General features: G+C 66.8%; 11 protein-coding genes and 1 pseudogene. 7 read left to right on the forward strand and 5 right to left on the reverse strand.

All coding sequences use genetic code 11. The annotated features are described in order from the left end of the window. Positions 1-7 precede the first annotated feature (7 nt). The 3 genes from ACZ6SA_RS03710 (at position 8) to ACZ6SA_RS03720 (ending at position 3376) form a co-directional block, all read left to right on the forward strand. A complete protein-coding gene (locus ACZ6SA_RS03710) occupies positions 8-1264 on the forward strand; it encodes a glucarate dehydratase family protein (RefSeq protein ID WP_465826449.1) in 1257 nt (418 codons plus the stop codon). Continuing rightward, on the forward strand, positions 1258-2391 hold the full coding sequence (locus tag ACZ6SA_RS03715; protein ID WP_465826451.1) for a hypothetical protein: 1134 nt from the start codon (positions 1258-1260) through the stop codon (positions 2389-2391). Before ACZ6SA_RS03710 ends, ACZ6SA_RS03715 begins: the two co-directional genes overlap by 7 nt. 490 nt (positions 2392-2881) lie before the next feature. Then, positions 2882-3376 carry a DUF402 domain-containing protein gene (locus ACZ6SA_RS03720; protein ID WP_347641576.1) on the forward strand — a complete coding sequence of 165 codons (495 nt, stop codon included), beginning with the start codon at positions 2882-2884 and terminating at the stop codon, positions 3374-3376. Between the two features lie 369 nt (positions 3377-3745). Here ACZ6SA_RS03720 and ACZ6SA_RS03725 read toward each other — a convergent pair whose 3' ends face one another. After that, complete coding sequence (locus tag ACZ6SA_RS03725) at positions 3746-4069, reverse strand: winged helix-turn-helix transcriptional regulator (RefSeq protein ID WP_465826453.1); 324 nt, start codon at positions 4067-4069, stop codon at positions 3746-3748. A gap of 173 nt (positions 4070-4242) precedes the next feature. Here ACZ6SA_RS03725 and ACZ6SA_RS03730 point away from each other — a divergent pair, with 173 nt between their 5' ends. Further along, complete coding sequence (locus tag ACZ6SA_RS03730; RefSeq protein ID WP_465826455.1) at positions 4243-5118, forward strand: NAD(P)-dependent oxidoreductase; 876 nt, start codon at positions 4243-4245, stop codon at positions 5116-5118. Positions 5119-5258: 140 nt separating this feature from the next. Here the strand turns inward: ACZ6SA_RS03730 and ACZ6SA_RS03735 are convergent, their stop codons facing one another. Further along, positions 5259-5900 carry a response regulator transcription factor gene (locus ACZ6SA_RS03735; RefSeq protein WP_347641573.1) on the reverse strand — a complete coding sequence of 214 codons (642 nt, stop codon included), beginning with the start codon at positions 5898-5900 and terminating at the stop codon, positions 5259-5261. Continuing rightward, the gene (locus ACZ6SA_RS03740; protein WP_465826457.1) at positions 5897-7105 is read right to left on the reverse strand and encodes a sensor histidine kinase; all 1209 of its coding nucleotides are present in this window, start codon (positions 7103-7105) and stop codon (positions 5897-5899) included. Before ACZ6SA_RS03740 ends, ACZ6SA_RS03735 begins: the two co-directional genes overlap by 4 nt. 113 nt (positions 7106-7218) lie before the next feature. Between ACZ6SA_RS03740 and ACZ6SA_RS03745 the strand changes: the two are divergent. After that, positions 7219-7860: pseudogene (locus ACZ6SA_RS03745) on the forward strand (ABC transporter ATP-binding protein); the annotation flags it as partial. A 170-nt stretch (positions 7861-8030) separates the two neighbouring features. Beyond that, positions 8031-8807 carry an ABC transporter permease gene (locus ACZ6SA_RS03750; protein WP_347641570.1) on the forward strand — a complete coding sequence of 259 codons (777 nt, stop codon included), beginning with the start codon at positions 8031-8033 and terminating at the stop codon, positions 8805-8807. 172 nt (positions 8808-8979) lie between these two features. On the opposite strand, the gene ACZ6SA_RS03755 is transcribed toward ACZ6SA_RS03750, so the two are convergent. Continuing rightward, entirely contained in the window at positions 8980-10665 is a 1686-nt protein-coding gene (locus ACZ6SA_RS03755) for a ribonuclease J (protein ID WP_347641569.1), read from the reverse strand. Between the two features lie 54 nt (positions 10666-10719). Further along, the gene (gene dapA, locus ACZ6SA_RS03760) at positions 10720-11637 is read right to left on the reverse strand and encodes a 4-hydroxy-tetrahydrodipicolinate synthase (protein ID WP_347641568.1); all 918 of its coding nucleotides are present in this window, start codon (positions 11635-11637) and stop codon (positions 10720-10722) included. A 1171-nt stretch (positions 11638-12808) separates the two neighbouring features. Here dapA and ACZ6SA_RS03765 point away from each other — a divergent pair. After that, positions 12809-13525 (forward strand): GntR family transcriptional regulator, encoded by a 717-nt coding sequence (locus tag ACZ6SA_RS03765; protein ID WP_443150197.1) that lies wholly within the window; start codon positions 12809-12811, stop codon positions 13523-13525. Positions 13526-13722 lie beyond the last annotated feature (197 nt).

Raw genomic sequence — 13722 nt, forward strand, 5'->3', positions numbered from 1 at the left:
GGTCGTAATGATCATTAGGCAGATCCGCATAACGCCTGTCGCCTTCCGGGATCCGCCCCTTCTGAACGCCGCTGGAGTCCACGAGCCGTGGGCCCTCCGTACCATTGTCGAGGTCGTCACCGACGAAGGTCTGACCGGGTTGGGAGAGACCTATGGGGACTCCGGCCACCTCGGTAAGGTGCGCGAGTGCGCGCAGGCCCTGGTCGGCCTCGACGTGCACGACACCAACACGATGTACGCCCGGATCAGCGCGATCACCGGCGACGTCGTCAGCGACATGCACGGCCTGACCGGTGTCGCCACGAAGGAGAAGAGCATCGACCGGGTCTTCTCTCCCTTCGAAGTGGCCTGCCTGGACATCCGCGGCAAGGCCGCCGGCGTGCCGGTTGTGGATCTGCTCGGCGGCAGGGTCAGAGACGCCGTCCCCTACAGCGCGTACCTCTTCTACAAGTGGGCGGGCCACCCGGACGAGGAGCCGGACCGCTTCGGGGCGGCCCTGGACGAAGCGGGTGTCGTCGAGCAGGCCAGGCTGCTCATCAAGGAGTACGGCTTCGCGTCCGTCAAGCTCAAAGGGGGTGTCTACCCCCCGGACCAGGAGATCGCCGCCATCCGCGCCCTGCATGAGGCGTTCCCCGGGGTGCCGTTGCGCCTGGACCCCAACGCCGCCTGGACGGTGGAGACCTCGATCCGCGTGGGGCGGGAACTCGAAGGCACCCTCCAGTACCTCGAAGACCCCACTCCCGGCATTCCCGGCATGGCCGAGGTGGCCGCCGCCGTCCCCATGCCGCTCGCCACGAACATGTGCGTGGTGACCCCCGAACACCTCCCGCCCGCCATCGCCTCCCGCGCGATCGGCGTGCTCCTGCTCGACCACCACTACTGGGGCGGCCTGGTCCGTTCCTCGCACATCGCCTCCCTCTGCGACACGTTCGGACTGGAACTGTCCATGCACTCCAACTCCCACCTCGGGATCAGCCTGGCCGCCATGACCCATCTGGCCGCCGCCACCCCGAACCTCACCTTCGCCTGCGACACCCACACCCCCTGGCAGAACGGCCAGGACGTGGTCGCACCAGGCGCCCTGCGCTTCACCGCCGGAGCCGTCCCCGTGCCCGCGGGCCCGGGCCTGGGCGTCGAACTGGACCGCGACGCCCTGGCCCTCATGAGCGAGCAGTACGAGAAATGCGGGATCCGCGCCCGCGACGACACGACATACATGCGGCGCTTCGAGCCCGCCTTCAACGCGAGGAGGCCCCGATGGTGAACGTGGCCTACGCCTACCCGTGGGACGTCGTCGGCGACCCCTCCGCCCCCGAACGCCTCGCCGGCCTGGGCGTGGAGGCGGTCGCGCTGGCGGCCAGCTACCACTCCACCAGGGCCGCGACGCCGTACCACCCCGCACACCGCGTCCTGGACGTGCCCCACTCCGCCTTCTATCTCCCGGTACGCCCGTCATCGTGGTCCCGTCTCGTTCCCGCCTCTCCCACCTGGACTCCCGAGGACGCCTACCTCCGGGCGCGGGACACCCTGAAGGCAGCCGGCCTGCAGGTGCACGCCTGGACCGTGCTGACTCACAACTCCCACCTGGGAACTGCCCATCCGGACCTGACCGTCCGTAACGCCTTCGGCGACCCCTACCCGTACGCCCTGTGCCCCGCACACCAGGACGTCATCGAATACTGCGAGCGCCTGGTCCAGGAGATCCTCACCGTGGGCGAGCCCGACGGGCTGATCCTGGAAGCCTGCGGCCCGATGGGCTTCGGCCACCAGAGCGTCCACGAGAAGACATCCGGCGCCGACTGGACCCCCGCGGACATCGACCTGCTGTCACTCTGCTTCTGCACCGCCTGCGCCGACCGCTATCCCCCGAACACCCGGGACCGGGTCCGCGCCGCCATCGACCGCACCCTTCCTGCCGAGACCTCGCACAGGACCATCGACGAGGCTCTGGACCGGCTGACCGACGAGGTGCGCGCCGTCCGGACCGAGCTGTCCGCCTCCCTGCGCGAACGGCTCATCACCGTCGCGAGGAGCGCCTCCCCCGCCGTCACCATCACCCTGCACGCCAACCCGGACCCCTGGGCCGCCGGCGCCTTCGCCCCCCTTCCCTCAGGCGAGCCGGGAGCGGACGTGCTGGTGGCCAACTGCTGGGGCGACCCTGCCACGGACGCCGCCCGGCTCACCCGCCTCACGGAGCTGTCCGGCCCCGGTCAGCGGGTGGGCGCCTACGTCCTCGCCCTCCCACCCCGCCCAGGCGACGCGGAGGCACTGGCCGACCAGCTCAGCGCGTACGCCAAGGCAGGAGCGTCCGAGTTTCACCTCTACCACGCCGGTCTGGCCTCTCCGCAACGCCTGAAAGCCATGAGAGAAGCCCTGCGTCTCCATCGCTAGTGCGCTCGCTCGCGGGTGGCGTCCCGCAGAGCGAGGTGGTTTCTCACCTGCCCGGCCATGTCCGGCAGGTAGGCGACGCCATGCGACGTTCTCACCTGCCCAGCTATGTCCGGCAGGTAGGTGACACATCACGTGAACGTCGATCCACCACTCGTCAGGGACATCACCCGGTGTCCCTGACCTGCCGGACGCGGGCTTCCGCGACACCCACACGGCTTCCGCCACCCTCCACCCACAGCCCTCCGCAACGCGCAGACGTCCCCCGGCCCCGCTGCACACGGCCTTCGCGACTCACTGGACATCAAGGCTTTTCACGCGCCGCCCGGCCATGCTCGCCCTCCCCGACCACGCCGCCTGCCCCCTGACTCCACAGCGTTCCGGCGGAGGTTCGTGCCTGCGCCACAACGCCCTGCCGGGCCGCTACCAGCGGACGAGCCGGACCAGGGGAGGGTCCGAGCGCCGCCGCCCGGCGGCAGATAGGTTTCCCTCTATGACTGATGTTCGAGTCGTGTTTCGGAAGTACGGCGGAGCATTGCACTGGAACCACCCGGGCCGCGTGCTCGGGGAGGACGAGCACGGGGTCTGGGTGGAGGTGCCCGGCGGCACGGTCGCCCGCAAGGGCGTAGGGCCACCCGTCACGTGGGAGTCCACCGCGATCATGCTGTTTCCCCGAAACGACTGGTGGACGGCGTCGTTCAACAGCCCTCCCCACAGAAGCGAAATCTATGTCGATGTCACCACCATCCCGGAGTGGAGGGACGGTGAGGTGACCATGCTGGATCTTGACCTGGACGTGATCCGTCTGCGTGACGGCCGGCTCATCCTCGATGACGAGGATGAGTTCGCCGAGCACCAGATGCTCCTGAACTATCCACCTGAGTTGATCTCGCAAGCGGAGGCAACCGCGCTCTGGCTCCTCGATGCGGTACGCGAGAGAAAGGGCCCGTTCGGTGGCGCACACATGCAATGGCTGACCATAAGCTGATCTCAGCGAAATGGGAGAAACCGACGTCGGCGCATATCGTCGCTTGACCGTAAATCTCTGAAATTCCCTGCTGCTCACTTCGCGAGCGGGCACGCCCAGTATATAGGGCGCGCCGCCTCTCGACCACTTCCCGGCCGACCTGAGATCAGCTTTCACCGAACGACAGCAAGACCTGGCGACAAGTAAGTTTCGGTCAGAGATTCGTCTCGTGGTCCAATGATACCGCGGACTTCGAGGTCCGGCGGCTGGGGTGAGCGGGTGAGACTGCCATGATCCGCCGCCGGCACATCGTCATGCCCGGGCACGTCAGGATGGGGCAGGTCACGTGGCGGTGCTGCTGCCCGACTCATCAACTTTCTACGCTTTCTATCACCGCTTTGTCCCGGCATCGGGGACAAAGACCTTTTCGGCACCGATCCGCCGCATGCGTTCGGTGCCCCATTCTCCCAACTGGCTCAGAGCCGCATTGAGCGAAACGCCGTGCTCCGTCAGGGAGTACTCGACCTTCGGTGGCACCTCTCGGTAAACCTCACGATGCACGAGCCCGTCTTCTTCCATCTCCCGCAGATGTTGGATCAACATTTTCTCGCTGACGCCCGGCAGGCCACGCCGAAGCTCAGCGAACCTGCGAGTTCCGTAGTGGTGCAACTCCCAGAGGATCAACGACTTCCACTTGCCGGCGACGACGTCCATAGCCGCGTCGATGCCGCAGAAGTAGGGACCACGTCGTGCTGCCCTTGCCACCCGCCCCTCCCATACGTACTTACCCACGAGTGAGTACCTGACTAAATAGTCCGTACTGGTCAAACCTACCGGCAGCCGAGAGGATTCAGCCGAACGACGAACGAACACGAGGGAACCCAGTAATGACAACGAACAGCAGCGTCCAGGTAAGTGTTCTCGGCCTGGGAGCGATGGGCAGCGTCCTCGCGGGCGCCCTGGTGAAGGCTGGATACGCGACAACCGTCTGGAACCGTTCACCGAAGAAGGCGGACGACCTCGTCGCACAGGGCGCGGAGGCCGCCTCGACGGCCGGCGACGCCGTCCGGGCCAGCCGGTTGGTGATCGTATGCCTGCTCGACCACGCGTCGGTCCATGAGGTGCTCGATCTCCTCTCCCATGACTTGGCCGGACGAACGTTGATCAACGTAACCACGACGTCACCGGCTCAGTCGCGGGAACTGGCCGCCTGGGCAGCCCATGCCGGGATCGCGTATCTGGACGGCGGCATCATGGCCGTACCGCACATGATCGGCCAGCCTGGGTCATCCATCCTCTACAGCGGATCGGCCGATGTCTTCCATCAGCACAAGCCGCTGCTCGACCTGTGGGGAAGCAGCACCTATCTCGGTGCGGATGCTGGGCTGGCATCGCTGTACGACCTTGCTCTACTCGCGGGGATGTACGTCATGTTCGCCGGATTCATGCACGGCGCCGCCATGGTCGCGCCGGCCGGCGTGACGGCGGGCGAGTTCGCTGCTCTGGCCACACCTTGGCTGACCGCCATGACCGGCGGCTTCCAGGAATTCGCCGCCGTCATCGACGGCGGGGACTACGCCGTCGAAGGGCAACAGAGCCTCCACTTCTCCAACCTCGATGACCTCCTGGCCGCCAGCTCCGACCAGGGCATCAGCACCGATGTCGTCGCCATGGTCCAGCGGCTCATCCAACGGCAGATCGACGCCGGCCACGGGGAGGAAGGCTTCGCCCGGATCATCGAAAGCATCAAGCAACCGGGCTGATGGCCTGCGCGGACGGACGTGGCGTCATGGTCGTCTGATGGGCCGGATCGTTGAGCTGGCGCTGCCGCAACACCACCACCAGCACCTACGTCACGGCTCCATCACCTGCATCGCTGGGCGTACGAAATGGACGATGTGAATCAGCCCGCCGCGGAAACCAGCCCACTCTCATATGCGGCGATGACGAGCTGCGCCCGGTCACGCGCCTCCAACTTGGCCAGCAGCCGCGTGATGTGGGTCTTCACCGTGGCCAGACTCACCTGAAGATGCTCCGCGATCTCACCGTTGGACAGCCCACGGGCAATCAGCGTCAGCACATCCCTTTCCCGCTCGGTAACCCCGTCCAGCCCTCTCACCCGTGGCGTCACCGGGGTGCGTGTGAACTCTTCGATCAACCTTCGCGTCACCGTCGGCGCCAGAAGTGCCTCCCCGCTCGCGACCACTCTGATGGCGGCGAGCAGATCCGCAGGTGGCGTGTCCTTGAGAAGGAACCCACTCGCTCCAGCCCTAAGCGCGTCGTAAACGTATGCGTCAAGATCGAACATCGTCACCACAAGCACCCGGGAAACATCCTTGATCCTGCGGGTGGCCTCAATGCCGTCCATCTCCGGCATCCGGACGTCCATCAACACGACATCGGGCCGCTGCTCCAAGGCCACGGTGACCGCTTCGGCGCCCGTCGCCGCCTCCCCGACCACACCAAGGTCCGGCTCGGAGTCGACCAGCACCCTGAAACTTCCTCTGAGCAACGCCTGATCGTCGGCCACGACCACCCGGATCACGACGCCTCCTGATAGGGCAGCCGAGCGAACACCCGAAACCCGCTTCCAGGCCTGCTCCCCGCCTCGAACGTGCCGCCGTACATCATGACCCGCTCCCGCATCCCGATCAGGCCGTGCCCGGTGCCGGCGGAAGGCAACGTGCGTCTGCCCGGTCCGTCATCCATCACTTCAATCCGTACGTCCTTGCCGTCGGCCACGACGGAGACCCGGCACCGGGCAGGCGCCGCGTGCTTGGCAACGTTGGTCAGCGCCTCCTGCACGATCCGGTAGACCGACAACCCCACCCCCTCAGGCAGCCGGCCCTGTGGGTCATGAGCATCACCACCAGACACCGGCCCAGCACGACCGTCACCACCGGCGCGAACCTGCAACTCCACGTCAACCCCGGCCAGCCGCGCCTGCGCCGCGAGCTCCTCGAGCCCTTCGATGCCCGGGGCGGGCACGAGGTCAGGCACGTCGGTGGACCTCAGCATGCCGAGCAGGTGCCGCATCTCGACCAGGGCGCTGCGGCTGGCTGTCTCGATCACCCGCAGAGCGTCGTGCGCTTCCTCCGGCCTGGTCGACATCACATGATTGGCCACGCCCGCCTTCACGGCGATCAGCCCCACGCTGTGCGTGACCACGTCATGCAGCTCGCGAGCGATGCGCAGCCGTTCATCGGTCACCGCTTGCGACGCCAGCCGCTCGGCCTCGCGCGCCGCATAATGCCTGCGCTCGTGCACGGCACGGCCGATCGTCCATGAGCCGCCCAGGGCCGCGATCCCCATGAGCGGCTTGTCGAAATGGACCAGCCAGTCGGGAGCACTCTCCTGTGGCGCACCTGCCAGGGTCAACCCGAGCAACGTGACCAGACTTAAGCCGCCGATGGCGGACGAAGGGACCAGAGGGCCGGCCCTGTCGGACAGCGCGACAATATAGAGGGCGTACGCAGGTGCGAGGTAGGCGAACCCGATGGCATCGGTCATGACGGCGAAGACGGCCAGCACCGACGTCAGGCAGAACACAGGCAGCGGCCACAGTCTGCGCACCGACAGCAGCAGCCCGAGGCCGAAGGGCAGAGCGAACCTCAGCCATGGTGGCAGCGCCGTGGCGTTGACCGCCATCGTGAAGGCCACGAACCCGAAGCACAGCCCCACCGCCAGATCGAGCATGATCAGCTGGATGCGGCTCAAGCGCCGGGCGAAGAAGGGGTGCCTGTCGTCCACGCGTTGAACCGTAGCGGCTGAAGCGGCTGGCGCACGTCAGCCCAGGGTTTGACCTTCAGATTCGAACCGTGGTCCGACGCGCCGCCGACCCTCCGCACCGCATCCTTTACGGCGTGATCGAACTCCACCGCCTCACGAAACGGTACGGCGACACATGCGCGGTAGACGACCTGTCCTTCAAGGTCGGCCCCGGCCACGTGACCGGATTTCTGGGCCCTAACGGCGCCGGCAAGTCCACCACCCTGCGCCTGATCCTCGGCATCGACGCGGCCACTTCCGGGCACGCGCTCATCAACGGCCGACCTTACCCATCGTTCAGCAGGCCGATGCACGAAGTGGGCGCGCTCTTGGATGCGAGCGCCGTCCACGGCGGACGCAGCGCCTACAACCACCTGCTCAGCCTCGCTCGCACCAACGACATCGGCCCAGCCCGGGTGACCGAGGTGCTGGAGCAGGTTGGCCTGGCGGACGTCAGCCGCAAACGGGTAGGCGGCTTCTCGCTCGGCATGAAACAACGGCTCGGCATCGCGGCCGCCCTGCTCGGCGACCCCGACGTGTTGATGTTCGACGAGCCTGTCAACGGACTCGATCCCGATGGCGTGCGATGGATCCGCGGTCTCATGCGCTCGCTGGCCGCTGAGGGCAGGACGATCCTCCTGTCCAGCCATCTCATGAGCGAGATGGCCCTCACCGCCGAGCACATCGTCATCATCGGCCGCGGCAAGCTGGTCGCCGAGGCGACGGTCGCGGATCTTACGGCGGCCTACCCATCGCTCGAAGACGCCTACATGGCGCTGACCGCCTCCAGCGTGCAGTTCGGAGCCGCCCGATGATCAGCCGGCGCAGGCCACCAGCCGAAGCCCTTCGAGCACCGAGCACCCCACGTGTCCGTCACCAGCGTCCCCATACTCGAACGACTTCGTTCGTGGGCGTTCTCTCGTCGGAGTGGATCAAGCTCCGCTCTGTTCGCTCGACCCACCTCATCCTCGCCCTCGGCGTCAGCGCCGTTCTGCTGGGCTACGCGCTGGCCATGATGGCTGCCGGCATGTACGACGACGCCCCACCCGAACAACGCTTGAGCGCTCGCATCGCGGACCTCGAGGAAGTGGTCGTGATCGTGCCCCAGCTCTGCATGGGCATCCTGGGCACGCTGGCCATCACGTCCGAATACGCGACCGGCATGATCAGAACGAGCCTGACCATCGTCCCGCGCCGGTGGCCGATGCTCGCCGCCAAGTCCACGGTCGTGGGGGCACTGGGCCTGATCACCGGTGCGACAGCGGTCTTCGGCACCTATGCCGTCACCCGATGGGTCCTCGGTGACCGGTTCTCGGGCGCATACTCCGGCGCGTTCGCGGACCGGCTTCCGCTCCTGATCGCCATCAGCGTCTCGGTGCCGGTGTTCGCACTACTCGGCCTCGGCCTCGGCGCGCTCCTGCGCTCGAGCGCCGGTGCCATCGCCATCATCGTCGGTCTCGTCTACGTCATCCCCATGATCATCGGCAACATCCCCGAGCCTTGGAGCGAACGCCTCGGATCCGTGATGATCGGAGCGCTTCCCCGCGAGATCACCGGCGACACGATCACAACCTCGGTCTACGGCTCGCTCTTGCCTCCCGCGGTGGCCGCCGCCGTGCTGGTCGCCTACGCAGCCCTCCCCCTGCTGGCCGCAGCCTGGCTGATGCGCAGGAGGAACGCCTGAGATGTGGGCGCCGATACTCACAAAGCATCCTGGCATGTCGACGCCGACCCATACGAAAGCCCTTGACCCGCAGGTCAAAAGACCGCTGCGGGCATGCGATCGTCCGGCGATGCGCAAGACCGGAACGCCTGCCGTACCATCAGGCGTTCCGGCTGCCATGCCGTCAGTGAGCTCAGACCTCGAGCACCACGGGGATGATCATCGGACGGCGGCGGTAGGTGTCGCTCACCCAGCGACCCACCGTGCGGCGGACCACCCGGCGAATCTCCTGCATGTCGACCACCCCCTCCGCGGCCTTCTCCTCGAGGGCCCGTTCGATCTGCGGAATGAACTCGTCGAACTGCATAGGGTCGATGCCCGAGCCTCGAGCGTGAATCTCGGGACCCGCGGTGAGCTTGCCGGTGTTGGAGTCGACAACGACGACCACGGAGATGAATCCCTCGTCTCCGAGGATCCTGCGGTCCTTCAGCGAAGTGTCGGTGATCTCACCGACCGACGAACCGTCAACGTAGACATATCCGGCGTGCACCGCACCGGCGATCTTTGCGCGGCCGTCGATCAGGTCGACCACGACACCGTCTTCGGCGATCACGATGTGATCGTCCGGCACGCCCGTGAGGGCGGCCAGCTTGGCGTGGGCTCGCAAGTGCCGCCACTCGCCGTGCACGGGCATGAAGTTCGACGGGCGTGTCAGGTTGAGCACGTAGAGGAGCTCGCCGGCGGCCGCGTGACCGGAGACGTGCACCTTGGCGTTGCCCTTGTGCACGACCCGTGCGCCCCACCGGGTGAGACCGTTGATCACCTTGTTGACCGCGGTCTCGTTACCCGGCACCAGCGACGAAGCCAGGAGCACGGTGTCGCCCTCGGCGATGCGGATCGGATGGTCACGGTTGGCCATCCTCGACAACGCCGCCATCGGCTCGCCCTGGGAGCCGGTGCAGACCAGCACCACATCCTGTGGCGGCCACTCCTCGATGTCGCGCGAGTCGACGATCAGCTCCGGCGGCACCTTGAGATAGCCGAGGTCGCGGGCCACCCCCATGTTGCGCACCATCGATCGTCCAACCAGGGCGACCTTGCGACCGTGCCGCGCGGCGGCGTCCATGACCTGCTGGATGCGGTGGACGTGCGAGGCGAAGCTCGCCACGATGACCCGCTGCTCGGAGGTGCGGATCACCTCGTCGATGACCGGCGCGATCTCCCGCTCGCTGGTGACGAACCCAGGCACCTCGGCATTGGTCGAGTCGGACATCAGCAGGTCGACGCCCTCGGTGCCAAGCCTGGCGAAGCCTCCGAGATCGGTGAGGCGGCCGTCGCTCGGCAGCTGGTCCATCCGGAAGTCGCCGGTGTGCAGCACGATGCCGGCGGGCGTCCTGATAGCCACGGCCAGCGCGTCGGGGATCGAGTGGTTGACCGCGAGAAACTCGCAGTCGAAGGGTCCGAAGACGTGCCGTTCGCCTTCGACGACCTCGCGTTTGGTCGGCTGGATCCGGTGCTCGGTGAGCTTGGCCTCGATCAGGGCAAGCGTGAGCTTGGATCCGATGAGCGGAATATCGCGCCGCTCGCGCAGCAGATAGGGCACAGCTCCGATGTGGTCTTCGTGAGCGTGCGTCAGTACGACGGCTTCGACATCGTCGAGCCGGTCTCTGATGTATTCGAAGTCGGGCAGAATGAGGTCGACACCCGGCTGGTCAGGCTCGGGGAACAACACCCCACAGTCGACGATCAGCAGACGGCCGTCGTATTCGAAGACGGCCATGTTTCTGCCGATCTCGCCCAGCCCGCCGAGCGCGACGATGCGCAAGCCGCCGTGAGGCAGCGCCGGTGGGGGGCCAAGCTCAGGATGCGGATGGCTCATGCCCGGCCCCCACGGTCAGATCGTGTTCTCAAAACTCCCGGTTCCTCCCCGTTCCTATGTGTCTGTCAACTTCACCCCGCCGGCTACCAGGCAAGCACGCAGCTCGGCGATTTGCTTCTCTGTCGCGTCCACGAGCGGCAGCCGTACCGGCCCTACCGGCACGCCCACCATGCTCAGTGCCGCCTTTGCCATGATCGCGCCGCCCGCACGCAGCATGATCCCGTCCACGACGGGAGCCACCTGACTGTGCAGGGCAAGCGCTTGAGCGACCTCGCCGCTCTTGTGCAGGTGGATCATTCGCGCCAACTCGGCGCCGACCACATGCCCGACGACGCTGACGAACCCGGTCGCCCCGAGCGAGAGCCAGGCCAGGTTGAGCAGATCGTCTCCCGAATAGAAGACAAGATCGGTAGCGATCATCACCTGACTGGCAGCGAACAGATCGCCCTTGGCGTCCTTGACGGCCACAATCCGTTCGTGTTGCGCCAACCTGATCAGAGTCTCAGTTTTGATCGGCACTCCGCTACGCCCCGGGATGTCATAGAGCATCACGGGAAGGTCGGTCGCGTCGGCGACAGCGGTGAAGTGCCGATACAAACCCTCTTGCGGAGGCTTGTTGTAGTAAGGCGTCACCACCAGGAGGCCGTGTGCGCCGGCACGCGCCGCCTGCTTGGCGAGCTCGACACTATGGCGGGTGTCGTTGGAGCCCGCTCCCGCCACCACGGCCGCGCGGTCACCGACCGCGTCGAGGACGGCACTGACGATGCGCTGTTTCTCCTCGTCGGAAGTGGTGGGCGACTCACCAGTCGTCCCGTTGACGATCAAGCCGTCATTTCGCTGCTCGTCTACCAGATAGGTAGCAAGACGTCGCACAGCCACATAATCGACCTCACCGTCAGAAGTGAACGGCGTGACCATCGCGGTCAGCATCCGGCCGAAGGGCGCATCGGTGGTTCCAGTTGGCGATGCCATAGTGCGAACGCTACCTGGATTCAGAAATCCATTGGACGTCGCCACCCCGCTTTGCCTGCCTGGAGCCGCCTTTTGCCCCCTTTCGACAGCAGTCGTGGGCCGCTCACCCAACGATAGGTCCTTCGGCTGAGTCCTCCAGCCACACCGCCGTTGCGACCCGCCATTACGCGTGGACATCGTCGCAGGCCCACGGCCTCCGCCCAGGAACACTCTCGCTGCCGCTCACCCCGGCTCCCGGGACCACCGCGGCCCACGACATCCCCTTGGCCGATCGCTCACCCCTCCAACGCCGGACCACGCGATCCCCTGGCCCCGGCCCGCTCCCACGGCTCTCCCCCGAGCATGGCGCTCCCGGCCAGGAACAGGAAGCCTCCGCGGATCCGGACCTCTTCTTTCGCTATCGCCGTCATCCCCGTCAGCGCATGCGCCACCGTCATCCCTGCCGCCCGCACGCGCCGCCTCATGCCCGTCCTCAAGCGCCGCCCGCATGCCTCTCCCCGCAGGCGCCGCCCCAGCGCCGTGCCATCCCCGTCCTGCAAGCGCCACCCTCATGTCCCCCTCCACTAGCGCCACCGCCACCCTCATGACCTCCGCGGGCACCACCCTCCCGGTCTCCGCAACCGCCGCCATCCCCATCCCCGCAAGCGCCGCCCTCATGCCCTCCCCACAGGCGCTACGCCATCCCCGCCAACGCGGCCGCGTTCGTGGCAGTTCTGGCTGGCCAGTGTGTTACTCGATGCGGGAGTGAGACTGATGCGGCCCGGTGTTGCGCCGCTGCTGGGGCATTTGGCCGTACAAGCGGTGTGCCGTACTGTCCGAACTGCGCGGATGTAGGCATGCGCGACGCGCCCGGGCAGTCGAAGCGACGTCCCTGGCCGCAGCGCCGCCCCGCCAGAATGCCGCAGGCGGACGCGACCGGTCCGCTCGATCCACAGAGCCGCTGGAGCGGCAGGTATGGGCATGGAAGAGGTCGCCGATATGTGCTCGGGGGTACACACATCGACGACCTCTATCGGAGAATCGGCGTCCCTTACATCCGCGTTACAGGGTTTCTCCGATAATTTTCCGCCATCGCAAAGTTGGGGCTCCAGCAGTCATCGATGACGGTCGGTTACCTGCCGAATACGGCAACATAGGGCAACGCCTCACACGAACCCCCAGGGATGGACTAGTGGCCACCTCAGATCCGGTCTACCTGCGTGTCGTCGAAGACATCCGGCGACAGATCACCGACGGCGCCCTTCCCCCCGGCGCGCCCATTCCATCGCGGGCGCAGCTGACCCGTAAATATCAGGTCGGCGAGACCGCCGCCCGTCACGCCCTTCGCGTACTAGCGGGTGAAGGCCTCATCATCGGCCGCGTGGGATCGGGCCATTACGTCAGGGAACGCCCCGACCTCACCGCGTTGCATCGATGGCGGTTCTTGGATCACCCTGCCCCGTTCGCGGCAGACCTGCAGTCTCAGGGCAGGCGCGTGACATGGGACTGGCACAGCGAACCAGCCGAAGCGGGCCCTGACATCGCCAGGCGGCTGCGCCTCAGCGAGTCGACCACGCTGAGCAAGACGCGTTACGTCTATCGCGGCGACGGCAAGCCGCTGCAGCTCGCCACCTCGTACGAGCCGATGGAGTTCGCCGCCCATTCGGAGGAGGAACGGCGCGGCCTGGTGGCGAGGATGTACGCCCACGGCATCAAGATCACCGAGGTGGTCGAGAGCGTGCACACCCGCGTTCCCCGCCCCGCGGAGAGCGACGCGCTCGACCTGGCGGCGGGCGTTCACGTGCTGCACATCGAGCGCACTCACTGGGCCGGCGATCGTCCCGTTGAGACCAGCGACATCGTCATCCCGGGAGACCGCTTCCGGATCACGTACAGCATGCCCGTCTAAACAGGCTCTGGCTCCGGGCGAGCGCCTCCTCGCCCGGAGCCCGCTCTTCCGCCACGACCACACTTCGCAGGACGCGATTCCGCGCATCTCCTGGACGCTCTCCGCGCACGATGCGTGTCGACAGGCGGCACCGGGTCACGCACCGCGGATCCCGGGGCAGGCAGGTGCGCGGACAGCGGACAGGCGCCGTGAGCCGG

The organism is Nonomuraea sp. NPDC049378 (assembly GCF_055586745.1).